20 protein-coding genes are annotated in these 22,350 nt (G+C 59.1%); 12 read left to right on the forward strand and 8 right to left on the reverse strand.

Annotation, left to right across the window (positions count from 1 at the left end; all coding sequences use genetic code 11):
• Positions 1-7: 7 nt before the first annotated feature.
• Entirely contained in the window at positions 8-1,168 is a 1,161-nt protein-coding gene (gene odhB / locus SKTS_RS05315; protein WP_173061368.1) for a 2-oxoglutarate dehydrogenase complex dihydrolipoyllysine-residue succinyltransferase, read from the forward strand.
• 8 nt (positions 1,169-1,176) lie between these two features.
• The gene (zapE, locus tag SKTS_RS05320; RefSeq protein ID WP_244617448.1) at positions 1,177-2,268 is read left to right on the forward strand and encodes a cell division protein ZapE; all 1,092 of its coding nucleotides are present in this window, start codon (positions 1,177-1,179) and stop codon (positions 2,266-2,268) included.
• On the opposite strand, the gene SKTS_RS05325 is transcribed toward zapE, so the two are convergent.
• The 8 genes from SKTS_RS05325 to SKTS_RS05360 all read right to left on the reverse strand — a co-directional run bounded on the left by SKTS_RS05325 (position 2,256) and on the right by SKTS_RS05360 (position 11,572).
• Positions 2,256-3,143, reverse strand: coding sequence for an alpha/beta fold hydrolase (locus SKTS_RS05325; RefSeq protein ID WP_173061374.1), 888 nt, complete (start codon positions 3,141-3,143; stop codon positions 2,256-2,258). The genes zapE and SKTS_RS05325 overlap by 13 nt on opposite strands.
• Positions 3,144-3,148: 5 nt before the next feature.
• On the reverse strand, positions 3,149-4,366 hold the full coding sequence (locus SKTS_RS05330) for an EAL and HDOD domain-containing protein (RefSeq protein ID WP_173061377.1): 1,218 nt from the start codon (positions 4,364-4,366) through the stop codon (positions 3,149-3,151).
• 12 nt (positions 4,367-4,378) lie between these two features.
• The gene (locus SKTS_RS05335; RefSeq protein WP_173061380.1) at positions 4,379-6,235 is read right to left on the reverse strand and encodes a chemotaxis protein CheA; all 1,857 of its coding nucleotides are present in this window, start codon (positions 6,233-6,235) and stop codon (positions 4,379-4,381) included.
• A gap of 42 nt (positions 6,236-6,277) precedes the next feature.
• Positions 6,278-7,036: a protein phosphatase CheZ gene (cheZ, locus tag SKTS_RS05340; RefSeq protein ID WP_244617449.1), complete on the reverse strand. Its 759-nt coding sequence runs from the start codon at positions 7,034-7,036 to the stop codon at positions 6,278-6,280.
• A 110-nt stretch (positions 7,037-7,146) separates the two neighbouring features.
• Entirely contained in the window at positions 7,147-7,539 is a 393-nt protein-coding gene (gene cheY / locus SKTS_RS05345; RefSeq protein ID WP_173061383.1) for a chemotaxis response regulator CheY, read from the reverse strand.
• Between the two features lie 38 nt (positions 7,540-7,577).
• Positions 7,578-8,516 (reverse strand): chemotaxis protein, encoded by a 939-nt coding sequence (locus tag SKTS_RS05350; protein ID WP_173061386.1) that lies wholly within the window; start codon positions 8,514-8,516, stop codon positions 7,578-7,580.
• Between the two features lie 19 nt (positions 8,517-8,535).
• Positions 8,536-9,480, reverse strand: coding sequence for a chemotaxis protein (locus SKTS_RS05355; RefSeq protein WP_173061389.1), 945 nt, complete (start codon positions 9,478-9,480; stop codon positions 8,536-8,538).
• Between the two features lie 439 nt (positions 9,481-9,919).
• Positions 9,920-11,572 (reverse strand): methyl-accepting chemotaxis protein, encoded by a 1,653-nt coding sequence (locus SKTS_RS05360; RefSeq protein ID WP_173061392.1) that lies wholly within the window; start codon positions 11,570-11,572, stop codon positions 9,920-9,922.
• A 174-nt stretch (positions 11,573-11,746) separates the two neighbouring features.
• Between SKTS_RS05360 and SKTS_RS05365 the strand changes: the two genes are divergently transcribed.
• The 10 genes from SKTS_RS05365 (at position 11,747) to fliL (ending at position 22,338) form a co-directional block, all read left to right on the forward strand.
• The gene (locus SKTS_RS05365) at positions 11,747-12,937 is read left to right on the forward strand and encodes a sensor histidine kinase (RefSeq protein ID WP_244617450.1); all 1,191 of its coding nucleotides are present in this window, start codon (positions 11,747-11,749) and stop codon (positions 12,935-12,937) included.
• Positions 12,938-14,299, forward strand: a complete 1,362-nt coding sequence (locus tag SKTS_RS05370) for a sigma-54-dependent transcriptional regulator (protein ID WP_173061395.1) — start codon at positions 12,938-12,940, stop codon at positions 14,297-14,299.
• Positions 14,300-14,354: 55 nt separating this feature from the next.
• Positions 14,355-14,666 carry a flagellar hook-basal body complex protein FliE gene (fliE, locus tag SKTS_RS05375; RefSeq protein ID WP_173061398.1) on the forward strand — a complete coding sequence of 104 codons (312 nt, stop codon included), beginning with the start codon at positions 14,355-14,357 and terminating at the stop codon, positions 14,664-14,666.
• Between the two features lie 82 nt (positions 14,667-14,748).
• Positions 14,749-16,407: a flagellar basal-body MS-ring/collar protein FliF gene (fliF, locus tag SKTS_RS05380; RefSeq protein WP_173061401.1), complete on the forward strand. Its 1,659-nt coding sequence runs from the start codon at positions 14,749-14,751 to the stop codon at positions 16,405-16,407.
• Entirely contained in the window at positions 16,400-17,395 is a 996-nt protein-coding gene (fliG, locus tag SKTS_RS05385) for a flagellar motor switch protein FliG (protein ID WP_173061404.1), read from the forward strand. The genes fliF and fliG overlap by 8 nt, the downstream gene beginning before the upstream one ends.
• A 23-nt stretch (positions 17,396-17,418) precedes the next feature.
• Positions 17,419-18,051, forward strand: coding sequence for a flagellar assembly protein FliH (locus tag SKTS_RS05390; protein WP_173061407.1), 633 nt, complete (start codon positions 17,419-17,421; stop codon positions 18,049-18,051).
• Positions 18,048-19,445: a flagellar protein export ATPase FliI gene (gene fliI, locus SKTS_RS05395; protein ID WP_173061410.1), complete on the forward strand. Its 1,398-nt coding sequence runs from the start codon at positions 18,048-18,050 to the stop codon at positions 19,443-19,445. Before SKTS_RS05390 ends, fliI begins: the two co-directional genes overlap by 4 nt.
• Positions 19,446-19,776: 331 nt before the next feature.
• Complete coding sequence (fliJ, locus tag SKTS_RS05400) at positions 19,777-20,229, forward strand: flagellar export protein FliJ (RefSeq protein ID WP_173061413.1); 453 nt, start codon at positions 19,777-19,779, stop codon at positions 20,227-20,229.
• A 96-nt stretch (positions 20,230-20,325) separates the two neighbouring features.
• Entirely contained in the window at positions 20,326-21,432 is a 1,107-nt protein-coding gene (locus tag SKTS_RS05405) for a flagellar hook-length control protein FliK (RefSeq protein WP_173061415.1), read from the forward strand.
• A gap of 402 nt (positions 21,433-21,834) precedes the next feature.
• Entirely contained in the window at positions 21,835-22,338 is a 504-nt protein-coding gene (gene fliL / locus SKTS_RS05410) for a flagellar basal body-associated protein FliL (RefSeq protein ID WP_173061419.1), read from the forward strand.
• Positions 22,339-22,350 lie beyond the last annotated feature (12 nt).

Raw genomic sequence — 22,350 nt, forward strand, 5'->3', positions numbered from 1 at the left:
GACATCAATGCAAATCGAAATCAAAGTTCCAGCCCTGTCGGAATCGGTTACAGAAGGCACCCTTTTGACGTGGCACAAGCAGGAAGGCGATGCCGTGGCTCAGGGCGAGAACCTGATCGACCTGGAAACGGACAAGGTGGTGCTGGAACTCCCCGCGCCGCAGGCCGGAGTATTGAGCCGCATCGTCAGGCAGAACGGCGAGGTGGTTCGTCCCGGCGATGTGCTGGCCATGCTCGACACCGAAGCAAGGGTGGCGCCTCCGGTGACCAAGGCGGCGCTCGAACCGGCTCTCAGCCCGTCAGTGCGCAAGCTGGTGGCGGAACACGATCTCGACGCGGCACAGATCGCTGGCAGCGGTCGCGGCGGGCGGGTGACCAAGGAAGATGTGCTGGCGCAAGTGGAAAAATCCGCCCAGCCGACCTTCGCCAGCGCTCCCGTGCAAATCCCGGCGCCGGCGTTGAACGGCGAGCGTCCCGAGCAGCGCGTGCCCATGACCCGCCTGCGCGCCCGGGTGGCGGAACGACTGGTGCAGGCGCAGCAGACTGCCGCCATTCTCACCACCTTCAACGAAGTCAACATGCAGCCGGTGATGGAGCTGCGCAATCGGCACAAGGATAAGTTCGAGAAGGAGCACGGCGTCAAGCTGGGTTTCATGTCCTTCTTCGTCAAGGCGGCGGTCGCGGCGCTGAAGAAATTCCCGGCGGTAAACGCCTCCATCGACGGCGGCGACATCATTTACCACGGCTACTTCGATATCGGCATCGCGGTGGGATCGCCGCGCGGCCTGGTGGTCCCGGTGGTGCGCGACGCGGACGCGCTGTCCTTCGCCGACATCGAGAAGAAAATCGCCGATTTCGGCGCGCGCGCGCGCGACGGCAAGCTCACCATCGAAGAACTCACTGGCGGCACCTTCACGATTTCCAACGGCGGCGTGTTCGGCTCCATGATGTCCACCCCCATCCTCAATCCGCCGCAAAGCGGCATCCTCGGCATGCACAAGACCTACGACCGCCCGGTGGCCGAAAACGGCCAGGTGGTGATTCGTCCCATGATGTATCTTGCGCTGTCCTACGATCACCGCATCGTCGACGGCCGCGAGGCGGTGCTGTTCCTGGTGGCGATCAGGGAGGCGCTGGAAGACCCCGCGCGTTTGTTGTTGGGGGTTTGAGCGCGGCAGTGAGCACCGAGATACTCGCCTGCCTGCAAAGCCGGGCGGATGAGCGCGGGGTGGTCCTGGATGCCCCGCAGCGCTCTGCTGCCTGCCAGCTGCAACGGCTCCATGACGATCTGGTTCAGCCTTCGGCAATCCTGGATTCCCGGCTGCTGCGCCACGTCCTCAAGCCCCGTCCGGTGCTGGGGCTCTACCTGTGGGGAGCGGTAGGGCGCGGCAAGAGTTTTTTGATGGATGCGTTTTTTTCCTGCGTGCCGCTGAAACACAAGCGCCGCATGCATTTCCATCACTTCATGCAGGAAGTGCACGACCGTCTTGCCGCCATGAAAGGGCAGTCCGATCCGCTGACTCGCCTGGCGCGGGAATTTTCCCGGCAGGTGCGTCTGCTGTGCCTCGACGAGTTTCACATCAACGACATCACCGATGCCATGCTGATGCGCGGCCTGCTCCAGGGGCTGCTCGATCGCGGCGTGGCGTTGGTGGTCACGAGCAATGCCGAGCCGGACTCACTGTACCGCAACGGCCTGCAACGGGGGCAATTCCTGCCGACCATCGCCTTGATCAAGCAACGCATGGAAGTAGTGCGCCTCGATGGCGGCGCGGATTATCGTCTCGGTGCGCTGGAACAGGCAGGCATCTACCACACGCCGCTGGATGAACGGGCGGATCAGGCGCTGGAGGCTATTTTCCTGGAGCAGGCCGGCAGCGAAGGGGAGAAAGGCTCCAGGCTGGAGGTCGCCGGGCGGATGATCAAGTCTCGGCGGCAAGGCGGGGGGGTGGCGTGGTTCGAGTTCGCCGAGTTATGCGGCGGACCGCGCAGCAAAGCCGACTATATCGAGCTGGCGGGGTGTTTCCATACCCTGCTTCTCTCGGGTGTGCCGCAGTTCGACAGCCAATCACTGGCGCAGGCGAGGCGCTTCCTGTGGCTGGTGGACGAGTTTTACGACCGCCGGGTCAAACTGGTGCTCTCCGCTGCGGTACCGCTGGGGAGACTCGGCCCGTCAAGCCTGTTCGACGGCGAATTCGAGCGCGCTTTAAGCCGCCTCGCAGAGATGCAGTCGCACGCCTACCTGGCAAATATCCATCAGCCGAGCTGAGCGGCGAGAAACTTTTCCATATCGGCATTCATGATTTGAGCGATGGCCTGCGGCTTCTGGAACGGCAGGGCATGGTCGGCGCCGGGGATCAGGTGGCAAGTCCAGTCCATGCGTCGGCGGGAAATATCCTGGCAGAAATCGAATATCTCCCCGCTGGAGCGCTCTCCGACGAAGCTGCTGACGTGTTCCTGGGCAGCGATCAGCTGCGCCCGGTCAAGCTGTCGTGCTGCGCGGATCACCGCTTCGAGTATGGAGGCCAGCCCCTTGGGGCGATGCGCGAGCCGCGTACGGACGATTTCCTCGTTGCGCGAATTGCGGGTGCGCTGAGGTGAAACGGCGTCGAGGAAAGTTTCCAGCCCGAATTCCAGCTCCTCGTCGACGCGCAGTTTTTGCGCGGCCTGCAGCAGGATCTCGCGTCGGCTGTGCGATTCTTCCTCGGTGCCGCCATTCAGCAAGCCGGGTTCGAACAGGTAGGTCTTCTCCACGGCAACGGGGCGCGCCGCCTTGAGCTGCATCGCGACCAAGCCGCCGTAGGAATAGCCGGCGAGGTCGAATTTGTCCCACTGCAGGGAATCGAGCAGGGCAGATAGGTCGGCCACGACTTCGACGGTTTCGAAAGGGTGTTCCGTGCGGTCGGGGAAATGGGTCTTGCCGGTGCCGCGCAGGTCGGGTATCAGGATTTCCGACCAGTGCAGCAAGTGGCCGACGATGGCCTCCCAGGTGAGCTGGCCATCCACCCCGGCGCCGTGGAGCAGCAGCAGACGCCGGTCGGCGAATGCGCTGCAGCGGTAGTGCCGGTAATAAACTGCCTGCTGAGGCAGGTTGAGGTAGCCTTCGGTGTCGGGCTTGAGAAGGATGGAAGTGGCGCAGGCCACTAGGGTTAACCGATACCCAGCTGTTCAACCCAGGCCAGTGCTTCCATATGCGCCTTGTTGACCATGTCAGGGTCCATGGCCATGGAGTCGGCCAGTTCCTCGATGCGTTTGGGATCGGAATTTTCACACGCTTCGCTCAGAGCGAGGAAAGGGCCGTATACGCCCTGCCGTGTGAGCAGCGCATCGCAGATGGTGTCGGGCAGATAGAGCTTTTCCAGGATATCGGCCATGGGCATTTCCAGCATGGCGTCGAGGAGCGAGAAGATGCCGACGATGAAGAGGTTGTCGCGGTCGCTCTTTTCCAGATAGCTCTGGCCCAACAGTTCGGTGAGGCGGCCGCGGGTGATGGCGGTCTTCATTAGGGCCGGCGGTGTGGAGTCGTTGCCGGCGGTGGCGAGCAGCAGGGTGAGCCAGCGGTACAGTTGCTGATAGCCGAGGATGGCCAAGGCATGACGTATCGACTGAATCTCGCATGACAGTCCGAAACCCACCGAATTGATGTAGCGCAGCAGCTTGAAAGAGAGCGCAACGTCGGCCTTGAAGCCGTTCTCTATTTCCTTCACATCTTCATTGTTGCGCACCTTGTTGAGCAGGGTCAGTACGGTGGCGTGGGCCGGGTTGATGATCTTGGCGCTGAGCGTTTCGGGATGGGCGAAGTAATAGCCCTGGAAATAATGAAAGCCCAATTCCTTGCAGAATTTGTGTTCGGTGCGGGTTTCCACTTTTTCCGCGATAAGTTTTGCGGAGACGCCCTGTAATGAACGCACCAGCGTGGCGGTTCGGTCCAGACCGAGCTCGTGAATATCCACCTTGATGAAATCGGCGATCGGCAACAGATCCGTATTGATCGGGCGATGGTCGAAGTCGTCGAGCGCGAAGCGGAAGCCCAGTTGACGCAGGCTCTGGATGCGCGCGATCAACTCCGGGGTCGCTTCCACGGTTTCGATCAATTCCAGCACGACGCGTTTGGCGGGCAGCAACTCGAGGAAATCGCTCTCCAGCATGGGGGCGGCGATATTGATGAAAGCCAGTTTGTCGCCCAGCAGCCAGTTGGCGTCCATGTTGCTGAACGTGTTGACCAGGACATTGGTACCCGCGGACAGGTCATCCGTGATCTGGGCGGTGGAAGCATCGGCGCTATGGCGGAACAGCAGCTCATAGGCAATGATCTTTTGCTGTAGGTCGACAATTGGCTGGCGACCGATGAATGCGTGGTTCTGCATGATTAGCTCGGATTAATGAACAGAATGGCTGAAAAGCGAAGCACGCGTGCTGTCGGGATTCATTCTGAGCAGCTCTTCCATGTCGAGCACCAGGACCACCGAGCCATCTCCGGAAAGCGTGGCGCCGGCAATGCCCTTGGGCTTGATGTCGAGCAGGGGCTTGATGACGACGTCGTCACGCCCGACGAAGCCGTCGATCGCCAGGACGAAAGTGGTATCCGCGCTCTGCATCAAAACACCGAAGGCGGGCGCGTTGTTCTCCGGCCATCCGATCATGCTCGCCAGGGAACGCACCGGTAACACTTCCTCGCGCACCACCATGGTGGCGCGGCCCGAAACCTGCTTCACGTCGCGTGGGTCGATCGGGGTGATTTCACGCACCATGGACAAAGGCACCGCGAAAGGCTGCTCGCCAACGCGCACCAGCAGCACCGGCAGAATGGCCAAGGTGAGCGGCAGGGAGATGGTGATGGTCGTGCCCAGGCCGACCGCGGAACTGATCTCGATGCGGCCATTGAGCTTGCCGATGTTGGTTTTTACCACGTCCATGCCGACGCCGCGTCCGGAGACGTCGGAAATCTGGTCCTTGGTGGAGAAACCCGGCAGGAAGATGAGCTGCAGGCTTTGCCGGTCATCCAGGGTGTTGGCTGTTTCCAGGTCGATCAGGCCTTTTTCGACCGCCTTGTGGCGGATCGTGTCCGGGCGCATGCCCCGTCCGTCGTCGGCAATTTCAATAATGATGTGATCGCCAACCTGGGATGCGGACAAGCGCACGATGCTCTTCAGCGATTTGCCTGCGGCGGCGCGTTCTTCCGGGCTATCCACGCCGTGGTCGACAGCGTTGCGGACCAGGTGGACCAATGGATCGTTGAGGTCTTCGATCATGGTCTTGTCGATTTCGGTGTCTTCTCCGGACAGCAGCAGTTCCACGTCCTTGCCGAGTTGCCGTGCCAGGTCGCGCGCCAGGCGCGGATACTTCTGGAACAGTCGGCCAATGGGCTGCATGCGGGTTTTCATTACTGCGTTCTGCAGGTCGCCCACCAGCAGGTCAAGCTGGCTCACGGCTTCATCCAGCGCCTTGAGCGTGCTGGCGTCCTGTTTCCCGGCAAGGATGTCGGCGCGCAGGCTGGTAAGACGGTTCTTGGTGAGGCCAATTTCGCCCGTGTAGGTCAGCACCTGATCGAGGCGTGTGGTATCGACGCGGATGGTGGTTTCCTTCGCCACCGCGACCTGTTGCTGTGCCGCTGCGGGCTTGGCGGGCGCGGCGACGGCGGGGTGCTGAATTTCCGGATGCGGTGCGGGTTGTGCCGCAGTAAGGGCTGTAGCCGGCGGTATGTGGTGGACGGCGGGCGGAGTCTCGCCAAGCAGGGAGTGATACATGCCGTCCCAGTCAGGCCCGTCGCCGCTGCTGGCTGGGGCTGCAGGTGCGGCCGAAGCGGCCTCTGGCTGTGTCGGGGCGGCGTGCAGGTTGTAATGCCCGCCAGCGATGACGGTATCCAGCGCGTCCAGCAATACTTTCTCGGCTGGAGGCGGTACCTGTGACTGGGAGAGCTGACCGAACATGTCCCGGACCACGCCAGTGGCAGCCATGATGACGTCCATGATGTCAGGGGTCAGGGTGAGTTCCGCGGTGCGCAGTTTGTCGAACAGGTTCTCGGTGCGGTGACACAATTCCACCAGTTCGTTGACATTGAGGAAGCCCGCGCCGCCCTTGATGGTGTGGAAACCGCGAAAAATGTCGTTGAGCAGGGATTTGTCACCCGGCCGCTTTTCCAGTTCCACCAGCTTGTTGTCCACATCGGACAAGAGCTCCCCGGCTTCCGTGAGGAAATCCTGGAGCAGTTCTTCCATTCCGGCGAAGTGACTCATGGCTTCTCCCGTTCTTTTTGTCTATGGGTCCGAGTTGGAAACTCAGAATCCCAGGCTGTCCAGCAGGTCGTCAACCTGCTTCTGGTTGGTAACGATGTCACTTCGGCCCGTGGCGTTGACGACCGGTCCGTTGAGCAAGCCCGTGTTGACCTCGTTACGCTTTTCCGGCGGGGTGGTTTCTATCAGCAGCTGTAGCAACTGTCTTTCCACCTGTTGCGCCAGATCGATCACTTTCTTGATCACCTGGCCGGTGAGGTCCTGAAAATCCTGTGCCATCATGATTTCCATCAACTGGGCATTGGTAGCCTTGGTATGGCTGGGTACTTCGCCAAGGTAGGCACGGGTTTCGGTCACCAATTGCTTGAACTCGTCCATGCTCAATTGCTTGGCGAACATGCGATCCCATTTCCCCGTCAGGCTGATGGCGCCTGCTTCCATTTTTTCCTGCAGCGGCTGCGCCACTTCTGTTGCGCTGAGGGCACGCTCCGCAGCCTTTTCAGTCATCGCGGCGATGTAGTTGAGGCGGTCCCGGGTGTCGGGAATGGCAGCTACTGCCGTTTCGATCGATTTGTCATAACCCAGTTCGCGCAGCGTGTTGTGCAAATTGCGCGTCATATGCCCGAGGGAGGAGAACACGCTGCTGCCGCCTTCTTCCACCGTCGTGCTGGTCGTGGTCACGTCTGCTGATTCCGACGCCGCTTCAACAGCGGGCGCTGCAGCTTCCTTATTGGCCATTACGATACTGTCAAACAGTGCTTCCAGATCTTCGGAATCGCCCTGGTCCTGTGACGTGTTGCTCACTCGACACCTCCCCTTACTTGACTATGCTTAATTGATTTCGGCTGTGCTGTGCACTTAATCTGGCTATGCCAGTGCGTCCGTACAGCGATGATGTGGGGCAATGAACCCGCTCACTTTGCGCCCATCTTTTCAAATACTTTATTGAGTTTCTCTTCAAGAGTGGCTGCCGTGAATGGCTTGACGACATATCCGCTGGCGCCGGCCTGGGCTGCTTCGATGATGTTTTCCTTCTTCGCTTCGGCGGTTACCATCAAAACCGGCAAATGCTTGAGTGCAGCGTCCGCACGAATTGCCTTGAGCAGTTCGAGGCCCGTCATGTTGGGCATGTTCCAGTCGCTTACCACGAACTCGAAATTGCCGCCTTTGAGCTTGCCGAGCGCGGCCACGCCGTCTTCGGCTTCATCCACGTTGGTGAAGCCAAGTTCCTTCAGCAGGTTGCGTACTATTCGTCGCATCGTGGAAAAGTCGTCCACGACCAGGAACTTCATATTCTTATCTGCCATAGCTACTCCAGATTACAGGTGGTTCCACTACTTTGGTTTTATCTCATCAACAACGGACGTAGCGTTTCCGCCAATACCGTCGGGTCGAATTTTGCCACATACGCATCCACCCCTACCGCTTTGCCCATGCTGCGGTTGGCATCTGAAGACAGGGATGAATGCATGACGACCGGAATCCCTTCGAAACGCCGGTCGGATTTGATTTTCTTGGTAAGCACGTAGCCATCCATTTCAGGCATTTCGGCATCGGTCAGAATCAGGCTGACCAGGTTTTTTACCGGGATGCCGTCATGCTGGGCGCGCGCGGCAAGATTCTGCAGCTTTTCCCAGCCTTCCTGTCCGTTATTGGCCTGCTGATATGGAACGCCCAGCTTGTCGAGGGTCATCATGATTTCCTTGCGGGCGATGGCAGAATCGTCCACGAAGAACAGACTTTGATCCGACGACATTTCCACCGGCACCAGTTCGGGGATCGGTTCCATGCCCAGCGCGTTGACCAGGATCTGTTCCACGTCGAGGATGGACACCAGGCGGCCATCGGGCAATTCGGTAATCGCGGTGATCAGCCCTTCGTTGCCGGCCAGCATGGCTTGTGGCGGTTTGATTTTTTCCCAGTCCACACGCACGATCCGATCTACGTCATGCACCAGAAAACCCTGGGTGTGTTTGCTGTATTCGGTGACGATCATGGTCTGGCCGGTGCCTTCCGGCACGTTGTCGAGCATCATGAAATCCGCCAGTGACAGGACCGGGATGATGTTGCCGCGCAACGATATCACCCCCAGCACCCCGCCCGGCATGTTCGGCGTCTTGGTGATGAAGGGGGTTTGCGATACCTCGCGCACCTTGAATACATTGATGCCGAAATATTCTCCTGTTCCCAGCGTGAACAGGAGAATTTCCATTTTGTTGGAGCCGGCCAGCTTGGTGCGGGCATCAACCGATTCGATCAGCGCGGCATGTGCTTGGGTCGTCATGTTGTCGGTCCTGGGAAAGTCAACTCATTAAGCGGCGGGTAAGGATTTCGGACAGCTTGGCAGGTTCGAATTTGGAAACGTATTCGTCCACGCCAACGGAGCGGCCCAGTTCCTGATTGGACGCGCCGCTCAGGGACGAATGCATGATCACCGGTATGCCGGCGAAGCGGGGGTCGCTCTTGATGTTCTTGGTGAGGATGTAGCCATCCATTTCGGGCATTTCGACGTCGGTCAGCACCAGCTGGATGAAATTCTTCACCGGCAGCTTGGCGGCATCGGCGCGGGTGGCGATCTGTTGCAGCTCTTCCCACGCCTGCTTGCCGTTGGTGGCGCTACGGTAACGTATGTGCATGGCGTCCAGCGTGCGCTCGATCTGTTTGCGCGCCACCGGCGAATCGTCGGTGAAGAAGATGGTGCGCTCTTCCTGCAGCGGAATCAGGCTGGAGAAAATGATTTCGTGCTGGTCGAAATGTGTGGTTTCGGCAAGGATCTTCTCCACGTCCATGAGCATGACCAGGCGCCCGTCTTCGAGTTTGGTGACGGCAGTCACCAGTCCGCCCATCTGGGCCATGAGCATGTCGGGCGGCACCTTGATTTCGGACCAGTCGAGACGCAGGATGGTGTCCACGCTTTCCACCAGAAAGCCCTGGGTACGAGAGTTGTATTCGGTAACGATCATGATGTCAGGTTTGATGTCGGTCACGATCCCGGCATATTTGATCAGGTCCACCACCGGTACCAGTACGCCGCGCAGGCTGACCATGCCTTCCACGGTGGGGGGCATGTCCGGTGCCCGGGTGATTTCAGGCACGCGCATGACTTCACGTACCTTGAAAACATTGATGCCGAATGTTTCCTTGCGTCCGCTATTCTGGTCCGTTCCGAGGGTAAACAGCAGGATTTCCAGCTTGTTGGTGCCGGCCAGCTTGGTTCGGGCATCAATCCGTTTTAACAGTTCTGACATCTTATTAAGGCTCCAGTGGGTTCCACTATTTGGAGGTTATCCAATATTCTCGTCGCTGCATTATACCTTGCGGCATGTTGACTGTATTTTCCCGATTATATGCCATATTTCTCAATTTCATCGCGCTTGCGAGCGTTTGTTTTAGTGGCATTCGTGGCGATTTCAGTTGGATAAGCGTTTTTTCTTTGCGGCAGGTTGACGCGATGGATCGTGCTGGATTTCTCATGACATTGTCCGTCGACGTCCGTTGTGTGCACGCTGTTTTTCTTTCTGGTTTAGTGGCGTGAATACCCCCGAATCGGGCAAGCGGCGGATGGGTGGTATACCCATCTTCGGATTGTCGGATTACGAGTTTGAGGGAAGTTAAAGGCAAAAAAGGCTGCGGTCAAGCCTATTTGCAGGCATGCAATGAAGATGAGCCTGTTCGGCAGTCGCCTGTTCAGGCTTTGAAGCGTCCGACAATATGGTTCAGTTTGCCGGCAAGTTGTTCCAGGTGATGTGCGGCAGCCGATGTTTCCTTGCTTGCCAGGCTGTTGGTTTCAGCCATTTGTGCGATTTGTTCCACGTGCTGCGCAATTTCGTTGGCGACGGCGGTTTGTTCCCTGACCGATGAGGTGATGTTGTCCACGCCATTCGTAGCGCTGGACACCGAGCTGTTGGCTTCCGACAGCACCATTGCCACGTTTTCCAGAAAATCCTGGCTCGAGCGTAGCGCACCCTGACCGCGCGCGATGGCGTTTTCGACACCCACCGACTGGGTGTTGAGCGTCTGCGTGACGGCATCGATCTGGCTTGCGGACTTGGCGGATTTCTCGGCCAGCTTCCTGACTTCGTCGGCCACCACGGCAAAGCCGCGGCCCTGCTCGCCGGCCCGTGCCGCCTCGATTGCGGCATTCAGGGCGAGCAGGTTGGTTTGGTCGGCGATATCCCTGACTTGTCTGGTCATGCTGGTGATGGTGTTGGTGCTGTGCATGAATTCTGTCACCGCTCCGGAGATTTCTTCCACCGATGTTTCCACTTCGCTGATCTCGCCGATCAGTTCGGACAGGCTGAGATTGCCTTTTTGGGTTTCCGCCACGCTGGTCTGGGCCATGTGGCGCACTTCCTCGGCATTTTCCGCCACCGAAGCCACGCTCACCGACATTTCCTGCACTGCGGCGGCCGTGCTGGCGGCCGCTTCGCTCTGTTGCAGGGAGCTCTGCGCGACGTTATTCGATGTGGCAGACAGCTGCGTCGATGCTTCAGCCAGCTGTTCCGCGCTGGCGTGCACATCGACAATAATGTCCTGGAAATTGCCGGCCAGTGCGTTGAAAGCTTGCGCGGCCTCGGCGATTTCGTCGCTGCCATAAACGGTCGCGCGCCTGGTCAGGTCATTGTCCTGTTGCATTGAGACCATGGTCGCGCGCAATTCGGATATGGAGCAGGTGATTCCCCTGATAATGAAAAAAGCGACCAGCAGCGCGAGCAGGACGCTGCCTGCAATGCCGGCGACAGTCAGGTTGCGGATGAGCGTATAGCGCTGTTTTGCGCGCTCGTTTCCGTCTTTTGCGGCATCGACCATCAGTTGGAATAATTCGTTGCGTGTGCCGTTGGCTGCTTCGAACGTGGGGTTGATGGCTTGCAGGGTCAGGCGTGTCGCATCGTCGAATTTGCCTGCCAGAATGGCGTCGCGCGTCGGGATGAATCCGGTATCCAGGAGTGTTTTGCGTTGTTCGGCATATTTGTCGGCCAGTTGCGCGGTTTTTCCGTCCCACTGTTTGGCGCGGAACTGCTGCCACAGCTGGTCGATCTCTTGGGCATTCTGCGCCAGCTTGTCGGTGTGCTTGGTAACAGGGTGGTTATGCAGGCTGCTGTTGGGGTTGCTGGGGTCATGCTGCAGCGCAAGCAGAAGCTGGATGCGGTTGTCGACCATGCGTTGGCCTATCTTTACCAGTTGTATGGTCGGTTCCATTTCGTTTTGGTATGAGTCCGACAGCGAGTCCTGGAACATGCTGACGACGAACATGCCTGTCGATCCGCTGCCGATCAAAATGAGCGACATAACGCAGGAGAGGAAAATAAGGCGGGTGCGTATGGTGAAACGGCTGAGCATGGTCTGGAGAGTCCCGAAATAATGATGCGTTCTTTGGTATGCACTTCTCGAAGGTAAGGGTATGCCTGAGGCAATTGTAGTGGAATCCCCGATGGCTTGGAATGGGTTAGCTTATGAATAGGGAAGTATCCTTCCGATATATAATGAAACAATTAAACGATCCGGGATTCAGCCTTGTCCGAAGCCGTAAAGTCCGTCAGTCCTCAGGAGTTGGAACAGGCCTTCAGCCTTTTTAACGAGGCATCGGCGCAACTCACTGGCGCATATCAGGAACTGCAGGGTCAGGTGGAGCATCTGACCGGCGAACTGGCGGTGGCCAACGGCGAATTACGCCGCCAGTATCTTGAGAAGGAGGCGCTATCGCAGCGCCTGGCGATGCTATTGGCGGCATTGCCTGCGGGTGTGGTGGTCGTGGATGGCGCGGGCGAGATCCGCGAAGCGAATGCAGCGGCCGGCCGCATGCTGGGGGATGGCCTGCTGGGCCGGCAGTGGAGCGAGGTTGTTGCTCGCAGCCTGCGTCAGACAGCAACTTCTCACGAATGGGAAATGACGGCGGCGGACGAATCGCTGTGCCGGCTGAATATCTCCGTTAGCCAACTGGAAGGGGGGGGCGGCCAGATCGTTCTGCTGCACGACGTGACCGAGGCCTATCAGATGGAGCAGGCCCTGCAGCGCCATCAGCGTTTGTCCGCGATGGGGGAAATGGCGGCCGGACTGGCGCACCAGTTGCGTACGCCGCTGGCGACAGCGCTGCTTTATGTCGCAAACCTGGCCAAGCCCGGATTGGCGGAGCCGGAGCGCATCCGCTTTTCCGAAAAAGCCTTGGCGCGCCTGCGCCATCTGGAGCAGCTGATCCAGGATATGCTGTCGTTCGTCAGGGGGCAGGGCGGCGAGCGCGAAGCGGTTGCGGTGGCCGATCTGCTGGGCGAGCTGCGCCAGATCATCGAGCCGCAGATGGCTCAGCGGGAGGTGTGTCTGGGCGTGGAAGACCTTAGCGAAGGCTGCGTTTTGCGCGGCGATCGCAAGGCGCTGGTTGGTGCCGTGGTGAATTTGCTGGAGAATGCGTTGCTGGCCAGCAGCGCCGGTGGAGAAGTGGTGTTGCGGGCGGAAGCGACGGCTAAAGGCTGGCTGGCACTGACGGTGCGCGATAACGGGCGAGGCTTCGATGCGGCGCTGGGAGACAGGCTGTTCGAGCCGTTTTTTACGACGCGCATCGAAGGTACCGGGCTCGGTCTGGCTATCGTGCGCAGCGTGGCCGAGGCGCACGGCGGTACGGTAGAGGCGCATTCCGTGCCGGGAGAGGGGAGCGAGTTCGTGTTGCGTCTGCCGACATGCGTTCCGGATATTGAGTTCCAAGGTTCATAAGTGAAAACCCTGCCGATTTTAATTGTTGAAGACGACCGCGACCTGCGCGAGGCGCTGTGCGACACGCTAGCGCTGTCCGGCTACGAGGTCATCGGTGTGGCCGATGGACATGCGGCGCTGACCGAGTTGGAGCGTCGCACGGTGGGGCTGGTGGTAACGGATGTGCAGATGCAGCCGATGGACGGCCACACCCTGCTGCGCGAAATCAAGTCCGCATACCCCTATTTGCCGGTTTTGCTGATGACCGCCTATGGCGTGATCGACAAGGCGGTGGAGGCGATGCGTGCCGGCGCATGCAATTACATCACCAAGCCGTTCGAGCCTGACAAGTTGCTGGCCGAGGTGACGCGTTACATGCTGCCTGCGCCCGCAGAAGAGGCAGGAGAAGCGATTGCCGAGGATTCGCGCTCCCGTGAGCTATTTTCCCTGGCGCAGCGGGTGGCCGGCACGGTTGCCACCGTGATGATTACCGGCGAAAGCGGCACTGGCAAGGAAGTGGTGGCGCGCTATATCCATCGCCACTCGCCACGTGCGGGCGGGCCGTTCGTGGCGATCAATTGCGCCGCCATTCCGGAAAATCTGCTCGAGTCGACGCTGTTCGGTCATGAGAAAGGCGCTTTTACCGGTGCGCAGCAGAGTCAGCCGGGCAAATTCGAACAGGCGCAGGGCGGTACTTTATTGCTGGACGAAGTGTCGGAGATGCCGCTGGCGCTGCAAGCAAAACTGCTGCGCGTGTTGCAGGAACGCGAGGTGGAGCGGGTCGGCGGGCGCAAGAGCATTGCGCTCGACGTCCGCGTGCTGGCCACGTCCAACCGCGATCTCGAGGCCGAGGTGAAGCGTGGCGGGTTCCGCGAGGATCTGTATTACCGGCTCAACGTGTTTCCGCTCGTGATGCCTGCCCTGCGCGAGCGCAAGGAAGACATCGTGCCGCTGGCGCGGCAATTCATCGGCCGGTTCGCCGCCAGCTTCGGACGCAGCGGTATTTCCCTGTCCGATGACGCGGTAAGGCAATTGACGCAATATGGCTGGCCGGGTAACATCAGGGAGCTTGAGAACGTCATACAGCGCGCCTTGATATTGGCGCCGGGCGATACGATAGAGGTTCCTCATCTGCACTTGCCGCAGACGGCAGTGGCTGAACAGAGCCAGGCGGGGAAGATGTTGAAGGCAGGGGCGGCGGATAGCCGGCCGCTGGACATGAAGTCGCTGGAGCGGGCTCATATTCTGGAGGCGCTGGAGGCGGTGAACGGTTCGCGCAAGCTGGCGGCACAACGTTTGGGAATGAGCGAGCGCACCTTGCGTTACAAGATGCAGCAGTACCGGGAAGAAGGCACTGTTTCTGGGCAGTTGAAGGATGATTAAGGTATGGTTTTTGCTTCAATTTTGCGCATAAACTGATGCCGGAGAGATTTTAGACATGAACATACAGGGAATTGACCAACTCCTCAGCCAGATGCAGGCGACCGCCGCCGCTGCAGGCGGAAGCGCGCCGCCGCCGCAAGGCGGAGCAGATTTTTCCGCATTGCTCCAGTCGTCTATCGACCAGGTCAACAGTGCGCAGCAGGAATCGGCCGATATGGCGAAGAATTTCGAACTGGGCAAAACTGACGCCAGCTTGCAGGAAGTCATGATTTCCCTGCAGAAAGCCAACGTTTCCTTCCAGGCCATGGTGCAGGTGCGCAACAAACTGGTTTCCGCGTATCAAGAAGTCATGAACATGCAGGTATGACGCTTCTGAGCGATCCACAGAGTTTCCATTTTTTTTTCTCCCCCCTGCATGTTGCAGGGGTTAATCGACTCAGAGTTCATCAATGGCAGTAGCTGCCCAGGAAAATGCTTTTGGTGGAATGCTGGAGAGACTCGGCCAGTTAAGCAATCAGCGCAAGCTGGGCCTGATGTTCGGCATTGCGGCCATCATCGCCGTGGTGGCCGGTTCCTGGATGTGGTCCCAGACGCCCGATTACAGGGTGCTCTACAGCAATCTCTCCGACCGTGACGGTGGTTCGGTCATCGCCTCCCTGCAGCAAATGAACATTCCCTACAAGATGGCGGAAGGCGGTGGGGCCATTCTGGTGCCTTCCAATCAGGTTTACGAGATGCGTCTGCGCCTTGCCTCGCAGGGCTTGCCCAAGGGCAGCGTGGTGGGTTTCGAGCTGATGGACGGTCAGAAACTCGGCATGAGCCAGTTTCAGGAGCAGGTCAACTACCAGCGCGCTCTGGAGGGGGAAATCACCCGTTCCATCCAGTCGCTTTCTGCCGTGCAGGGGGCGCGCGTGCATCTCGCCATTCCGAAACCCTCGGTATTCGTGCGCGATCAGCAGAAGCCCAGCGCCTCCGTTTTGCTTAGCCTCTACCCGGGTCGAACACTCGATGCGGCACAAGTCAGCGGCATCGTTCACCTTATCGCCAGCAGCGTGCCCGAACTGCCGGTGAAGAATGTGACGCTGGTGGACCAGAACGGCAACCTGCTGGTCGCGGCGGGCGAGGGCGGCGTGGATGCGCATGCCGGGCTGGACCCGACGCAACTGGATTATCTGCACCAGGTGGAGCAGAGCTACGTCAAGCGTATTGAAGCCATTCTGACGCCGTTAGTGGGGACGGATAACGTCAAGGCGCAGGTGGCGGCAGACCTCGATTTCGCCATGGTCGAGCAAACCGCAGAAACTTTCAAACCCAATCCGGTGCCTAACGATGCAGCGATCCGCAGTCAGCAGACCAGCGAAACGGTTGGCGATGCCGGGAAGCCGGCGAGTGGCGTCCCCGGCGCCATGTCGAACCAGCCGCCGGGAGCTGCGAGCGCGCCGATTACGGCAACGGGTTCTCCTGCTGGCGGAGCTGCTGCAGGCGGTGCGGCGAGTGGGGCAGGTGCGCACAAAGAGTCGACCGTAAACTTTGAGGTGGACAAAACCATCCAGCATGTCCGCCAGCCGGTGGGCGGCATCAAGCGCCTCTCGGTGGCGGTGGTGGTTAATAACCGCATGGTCGGTGTCGGCAAGAACGCCAAGGCCAAGCCGCTTACCGCAGCGGAACTTGCCCAATTGCAGAACTTGGTCAAGGAGGCCATGGGCTACAACCAGGCGCGCGGTGATACGCTGAACCTGGTCAATGCCGCATTCACAACCAGCGAGGAGGAAGTCGTTCCTTCCGCGCCGCTGTGGAAGGACCCGGGTAATATTTCCCTGGCCAAGGAAGTCGCCAAAAACCTGCTGATCGCCGCGTTGCTGTTCTATCTGGTCTTCGGCGTGATTCGTCCGATCCTGCGCGACCTTGCGCAACCGGGGCCCGCCCGGCACCATCATGCGGGTGCCGCGGATGAGGAAGTGGCGGAAATCTCGCCGCAGGCCGCAGCCCGTGCGGCGCAGTCGGCTGGCTATGACGAGAATCTCAAAGCCGCCAGGGAGTTGGCAAAGCAGGATCCGCGCGTCGTTGCGAGCGTGGTCAAGGATTGGGTAGGTGGCGGCAATGAGTGAAGAAGGTCTGCTCAAGAGCGCGATTTTGCTCATGTCATTGGGCGAAGAAGAAGCTTCCGAGGTATTCAAGTTCCTTGGCCCCAAGGAAGTGCAAAAGATCGGTTCGGCGATGGCGACGCTGAAAAACGTCAAGCGCGATCAGATCGAGGGCGTGCTCTACGATTTTCGCCAGGAAGCGGAAGAAAAGACCACGTTGGGGATGGCCAACGACGAATATATTCGTTCGGTTCTGACCAAGGCGCTGGGGGGCGAACGCGCGGGACACCTGATCGACCGCATCCTGCAGGGCGGCGATACGGCCGGCATCGAAAGCCTGAAGTGGATGGACGGCGCCGCAGTGGCAGAGCTGATCAAGAACGAGCATCCCCAGATCATCGCCACGATCCTGGTGCACCTGGATCGCGACCAGGCCAGCGAAGTGCTGAGTTTTTTCGTCGAACGTCTGCGCAACGATGTCATCCTGCGCATCGCCACGCTGGACGGTATTCAGCCGACCGCGCTGAAGGAGCTTAACGACGTGTTGACCAAACTGCTCGCCGGCAATACCAATATCAAGAAAACCGCCATGGGCGGGGTGCGTGCGGCGGCAGAGATACTCAACTTCATGGGCACGGTCAACGAAACCTCCGTCATCAACAGCATTCGCGATTACGACCCGGAACTGGCGCAGGGCATCCAGGATGAAATGTTCGTGTTCGATAACCTGATGGATGTCGACGACCGCTCGATCCAGTTGCTGCTGCGCGAAGTGCAGTCGGAATCCCTGATCCTGGCGCTCAAGGGAGCAACGCCGGAACTGCGCGAAAAAATCTTCAAGAACATGTCGTCGCGTGCGGCTGAAATGCTGCGCGACGATCTGGAAGCCAAGGGCCCGGTCCGCCTTTCCGAAGTCGAGGCCGAACAGAAAGAAATTCTCAAGGTCGTGCGTCGTCTGGCGGACGAAGGTCAAATCGTGCTTGGAGGCAAAGGCGATGAGCAAATGGTCTGACCCTTCATGTCGCTTGAGTGTCCATGTCTAATATCGTCCCCAAGGAACAGCTAAGCGCCTACCAGCGCTGGGAGATGGATGCCTTCGACAAGGCCCATGTCGAGCTTCCCACTGCCGAATCCATCCAGCAAATTCAACAGCAGGCGCATCAGGAGGGCTATCAGGAAGGGGTGCAGCAGGGGCGAGAACAGGGTTATCGCGAAGGCCGGGAGCAGGCGCTGCAGGAGGCTCAGCGCATTAGCCGGCTGCTGGTCCAGGTGAATGAAACGCTACAGCGGCTGGATCAGGAGCTGGCGCAGCAAGTACTGGAACTGGTGCTCGGTTTAGCTCGGCAAATGTTGCGTCAGGCTTTGTCCATACACCCCGAACTGGTTTTGCCTGTCGTGCAGGAAGCCATTAACAGCCTGCCTCAGGCCAACCAACAGCCGCAACTGATAGTGCATCCACAGGACGCGGCGTTGCTGCGCTCGCATCTTGAGGCGGAACTCGCCCATGGCCACTGGCGCGTGGTGGAGGACGCTCAGATCACGCCCGGCGGCTGTCGACTTGAAACGGCGCAAAGCGAGATTGATGCCACGCTGGAGAATCGCTGGAAACGCGTGCTGGAGTCGCTGGGTCAAAGCGGAGACTGGCTTGGTCCGTTAAGCCCGAAATGAACCTGATTCAGAACTGGCAAAGCTATTTGCATGGCTGTCAGGAGGCGGTGGAATCGACGCCGCCCTGGGTCGTGACTGGCCGCCTGACGCGAGTCACCGGCCTGGTGATGGAGGCGGTAGGGCTCAAGCTGGCAGTCGGGAGCAGTTGCATCGTATCTCTGCCCGATGGGCATAACGTCGAGGCGGAAGTGGTAGGGTTCGCTGGCGAACGCTTGCTGCTGATGCCTTCCACCGATGTTTACGGCCTTACGCCGGGGGCAAAAGTGACTCCGGTACTCGGCAGCGTGCTGCCAGTGCAGGGTGCGAGCAAGGGCTTCGTTCCGCACCGCCGTGCAGAGGACCGTGCCAAACATGTCGCCGTGGGCGACAAGCTGCTGGGCCGGGTAATCGATGGAGCCGGGCGCCCGCTCGATGATTTGGGGCCGCTGCTGGCAGATCATGCCATGCCCTTGCAGAGCCGGCCCATCAATCCCCTGTCGCGTGCGCCGATTCGTCATGTCCTCGATGTCGGCGTGCGCGCCATCAATTCCCTGCTTACGGTCGGTAGGGGGCAGCGCATGGGCTTGTTTGCCGGCAGCGGTATCGGCAAGAGCGTGCTGCTGGGCATGATGGCGCGTTATACCAGCGCCGACGTGATCGTGGTGGGGCTGATCGGTGAACGCGGCCGCGAGGTCAAGGAATTCATCGAAAACATTCTCGGCGCCGAGGGCCTGGCGCGTTCAGTAGTGGTGGCGGCGCCCGCGGATGCGCCGCCGCTGCTGCGCTTGCATGGCGCAGCTTACGCAACTGCCATCGCGGAGTATTTTCGCGACCAGGGCAAGCATGTCCTGCTGATCATGGATTCGCTCACGCGCTACGCCATGGCGCAGCGCGAAATCGCGCTGGCGATCGGCGAGCCGCCGGCTACCAAGGGCTACCCGCCATCGGTGTTCGCAAAATTGCCGCAGCTGGTGGAACGGGCGGGTAACGGCCGCGAACAGGGTGGTTCGATCACCGCGTTTTATACCGTCCTGACCGAAGGCGACGACCAGCAGGACCCGATTGCGGACAGCGCACGCGCCATTCTCGATGGTCACGTGGTGCTGTCGCGCGCTCTGGCGGATCAGGGGCATTATCCCGCCATAGACATCGAAGCCTCCATCAGCCGCGCCATGACCGAGCTGATCAGCCCGCAGCAGCTGGAGTTGGTGCGGCGCTTCAAAATGCTGTATTCCCGTTACCATCGCAGCCGCGACCTGATCAGCGTGGGTGCTTACGTCAGAGGCGGCGACCCTTTGCTGGATGAGGCGATAGCGATGTATCCGCGCATCGAGGCCTTCCTGCAGCAAAGCATGAAGCAGAAGGTCGATGCACAGGAGAGCGTGGTTCAACTGGCTCAATTGCTGGGTCAGTAGGCTAGGGAACCTCTGGTTAAGTCAAACGCGGATCGCGTTACATCGAAAACAGGCTTGAGCACACCCGCGAGGGGCGTCCCCGCCGAGAGCGGCGGCAAAGCCGCTCGCACTGGCGAGAAGGCGCGCGACGCAGGCCTACGATGCCAAGGAGCGCAACGCAGGGCAAGCCTGTTTTCGATGTAACCCGAAGGGACGGGGTATTGCGGGCGCCATGCGGCGTCAAGAGTCGCTGGTGCAGAATGACTGCACGGCGCGCCTCTTTTCTTGCCTTGCATCCCGCAATGCCCCGTCGCGACCGTGTTTGACTTAATCAGAGGTTCCATAGGACGAAATGGCGCGCAAATTCCCACTGCAGACCCTGCTGGACCTCTCCCAGGACCATGCCGATGCAGCAGCAAAAAAACTGCAGACGCTGAAGTTGCGCTGGCACGAGTCCGAGGAAAAACTCAGGCAGCTTTTCGCTTATCGCGAGAGCTATCGGGACAGGTTGCGCGAAAAAGCGAGCGGTGGAACCTCGGCGACAGCGCTGCGCGATTTCCAGCTCTTCATGGTTAAGCTGGACACGGCGATCAAGTTGCAGCAGGACGAAGTCGCGCGCTGTCAGGCACGCTGGAACGCCGGGCAGCAGGAATGGTTGCGGCAACGCGGCAAGGTCAAGGCCTACGAGGCTTTGTCGGCGCGCCACATACGTGCCGAGGAAAAGCGTGAGGAACGCCAGGAGCAGAAGGAACAGGACGAGTTTGCCAATAAGCAGAATCAGGGGCGCCGCCCTGAGGGCGAGTGAACTCGCTGAAAGTGCCGTTTAGCTTGAAACAGTACACTGGGCATGCATGTTGCTTTAGGATTCGTGAACCGGAACCGAACCAAGAAGAGGTGATGCATGCAAGCCGCTGCTGTTGCGAAAATAATGTCAAAGACGCCTGCCGGACCCGGGCAGGCTGCGAGTGTCGCGAACGATGCGGCAGCGGCCGATGGAGTTGATTTCGCCGCACTAATGGCGGCGCAAATCCAGGGGGCGGATGGTACTGCGTTGCCCGTCGTGGAAGCTGGCGCCGGAGATGCGGCAATACTGCCTGTGGCTGGGGATGGAACTGCAACTGATTTTAAGGCGGATGTCGTGACGGATACCCAGTCCACTGTCCCTGTGGACCCGGCATTGCAGGCAATGGCGCTGCTGCCGGCTTTTGCACCGGCCGTGCCGGCATTGCAGCAGTCCGTGCCCGCGCAGAAATCGGTGCTCTCTGCTTTCTCGCCCGACAAGACATCCGGAGACCAGATGGTTTCCGCGCTTCAGAGTCCGGCCGACGCCGGCTTGGCCTCGATCAGCGATAAAATTCCGGTGCTGGCTAAAGAAGGGGCGGCAGAATTTGCCGCCAACGGCAACTCGTTGCCGTCGGGCGATTTGAAGGATGGCGGCGCGAAGGTCGAAACATTCAAATTGCCGGTTCCGTCTGTCGAGGTCCAGCGCATGCCTGATACCATTCCCGTGGCGATGAACGCTAATACAGCGCAAAATGTCGGCGAAATCAAAGCTCCGGTTGGCGGTGTGCAGACGCCGGTCGGTGCTTCTGGCTGGGGTGATGCATTGGGGCAAAAGGTTGTCTGGATGGCCGGGCAGCACCAGCAGGTGGCTGAATTGCACCTCAATCCTCCGCATCTTGGGCCCATGGAAGTGCGCCTTACCATCAATAACGATCAGGTGTCCGCCCTTTTTGTTTCGCATCAGCCGGCGGTGCGGGAGGCGATTGAAGCCGCCATGCCGCGTCTGCGCGAAATGTTCGCCGATAGCGGGATGATGCTGGGCAATGCCATGGTGAGCTCGGATTCGCTGCCGCAGCAGCAGAATTCCGGGCAGGAGGGGAGGTCCGGGGCGTCGCAATCACGTTCGGATTTTACGCTTGTGGATGGTTATTCATTGCCGGTGACGGCGCGCGGCGTCATGTCGCTGAATAGCGATGGTAGAGGGTTGGTTGATTTGTTTGCCTGAGTATCTTTTCATTGGCCTGTTCGTGCCGGTGCCTTTTTTCACCTCATCCTGTCAGTACGTTGTTTTTTTGCAACATGAATAGGGTGGGCGTGTCTGGTTTATTCGCCATTGTGATGCATTGTTTTTCAAGTTTATTTTTGAATTCCACCTTGGGAACGTGCTAATTAATTGAATATAAATTAATAATTGTCAATCTGGCTGATTGTGCGGATGCACCAATGGTGTTTTTCCAGCTTCTGAAAACCATAGATTGTGATGCCTCGCCCCACTGCAGTTGTTAAAGCACATAAATTATCAACCGAAACCACTTGTTTTTTATATTATTTCGGTTTATAAGTTCGTCCAAAGCTTGAAAACTCCAGCTTTGCAGGAGCAGGGGTAAACCGAACAAGAGGTGTGGCAATGGCTAAGGACAAAGGCAAACCAGCAGAAGAGGCGGTAGAAGCTGCGCCAAAGAAGGGTAAAGGCAAGCTGCTGATTATCATCGTCGCTGCGGTGGTTTTGCTCGGAGGGGGCGGCGGGGCTGCCTGGTATTTCCTGCACGGCAAGAAAGCTGGTAATGAGGAACAGGCCAAACATGCAGAGCCGGCCAAGCCGCCGGTTTTTGTCAAACTTGAGGCATTCACGGTCAATCTCACCGCCGACGGTGAAGATCACTATCTGCAAACTGATATCGAGTTGAAAGTGGCCGATGCCAAGGTGTCCGACGTGATCAAGGAGCATATGCCAGAAATCCGCAATAATGTTTTGTTGCTGCTTTCCAGCAAGACCGCCGGTGCTTTGTCATCCATGGAAGGCAAGCAGAAACTGAGCAATGAGATAAAGGAGCAGGTCAACAAGGTGTTGCATGCCAAGGATGCAGATGGCGTGTCCGGGGTGTTTTTTACGTCTTTCGTGATTCAGTAGCAGGCCGGGCTT

The organism is Sulfurimicrobium lacus (genome assembly GCF_011764585.1).
In the GTDB taxonomy this organism is placed as follows: Bacteria; Pseudomonadota; Gammaproteobacteria; order Burkholderiales; family Sulfuricellaceae; genus Sulfurimicrobium; species Sulfurimicrobium lacus.

Coding starts and splice junctions, on each gene's coding strand:
- odhB (WP_173061368.1), top strand. CDS start 8: ATGCAAATCGAAATCAAAGTTCCAGCCCTGTCGGAATCGGTTACAGAA.
- SKTS_RS05330 (WP_173061377.1), bottom strand. CDS start 4,366: ATGCAGAACCACGCATTCATCGGTCGCCAGCCAATTGTCGACCTACAG.
- SKTS_RS05335 (WP_173061380.1), bottom strand. CDS start 6,235: ATGAGTCACTTCGCCGGAATGGAAGAACTGCTCCAGGATTTCCTCACG.
- cheY (WP_173061383.1), bottom strand. CDS start 7,539: ATGGCAGATAAGAATATGAAGTTCCTGGTCGTGGACGACTTTTCCACG.
- SKTS_RS05350 (WP_173061386.1), bottom strand. CDS start 8,516: ATGACGACCCAAGCACATGCCGCGCTGATCGAATCGGTTGATGCCCGC.
- SKTS_RS05355 (WP_173061389.1), bottom strand. CDS start 9,480: ATGTCAGAACTGTTAAAACGGATTGATGCCCGAACCAAGCTGGCCGGC.
- SKTS_RS05360 (WP_173061392.1), bottom strand. CDS start 11,572: ATGCTCAGCCGTTTCACCATACGCACCCGCCTTATTTTCCTCTCCTGC.
- fliE (WP_173061398.1), top strand. CDS start 14,355: ATGAACATACAGGGAATTGACCAACTCCTCAGCCAGATGCAGGCGACC.
- fliF (WP_173061401.1), top strand. CDS start 14,749: ATGGCAGTAGCTGCCCAGGAAAATGCTTTTGGTGGAATGCTGGAGAGA.
- fliG (WP_173061404.1), top strand. CDS start 16,400: ATGAGTGAAGAAGGTCTGCTCAAGAGCGCGATTTTGCTCATGTCATTG.
- SKTS_RS05390 (WP_173061407.1), top strand. CDS start 17,419: ATGTCTAATATCGTCCCCAAGGAACAGCTAAGCGCCTACCAGCGCTGG.
- fliI (WP_173061410.1), top strand. CDS start 18,048: ATGAACCTGATTCAGAACTGGCAAAGCTATTTGCATGGCTGTCAGGAG.
- fliJ (WP_173061413.1), top strand. CDS start 19,777: ATGGCGCGCAAATTCCCACTGCAGACCCTGCTGGACCTCTCCCAGGAC.
- SKTS_RS05405 (WP_173061415.1), top strand. CDS start 20,326: ATGCAAGCCGCTGCTGTTGCGAAAATAATGTCAAAGACGCCTGCCGGA.
- fliL (WP_173061419.1), top strand. CDS start 21,835: ATGGCTAAGGACAAAGGCAAACCAGCAGAAGAGGCGGTAGAAGCTGCG.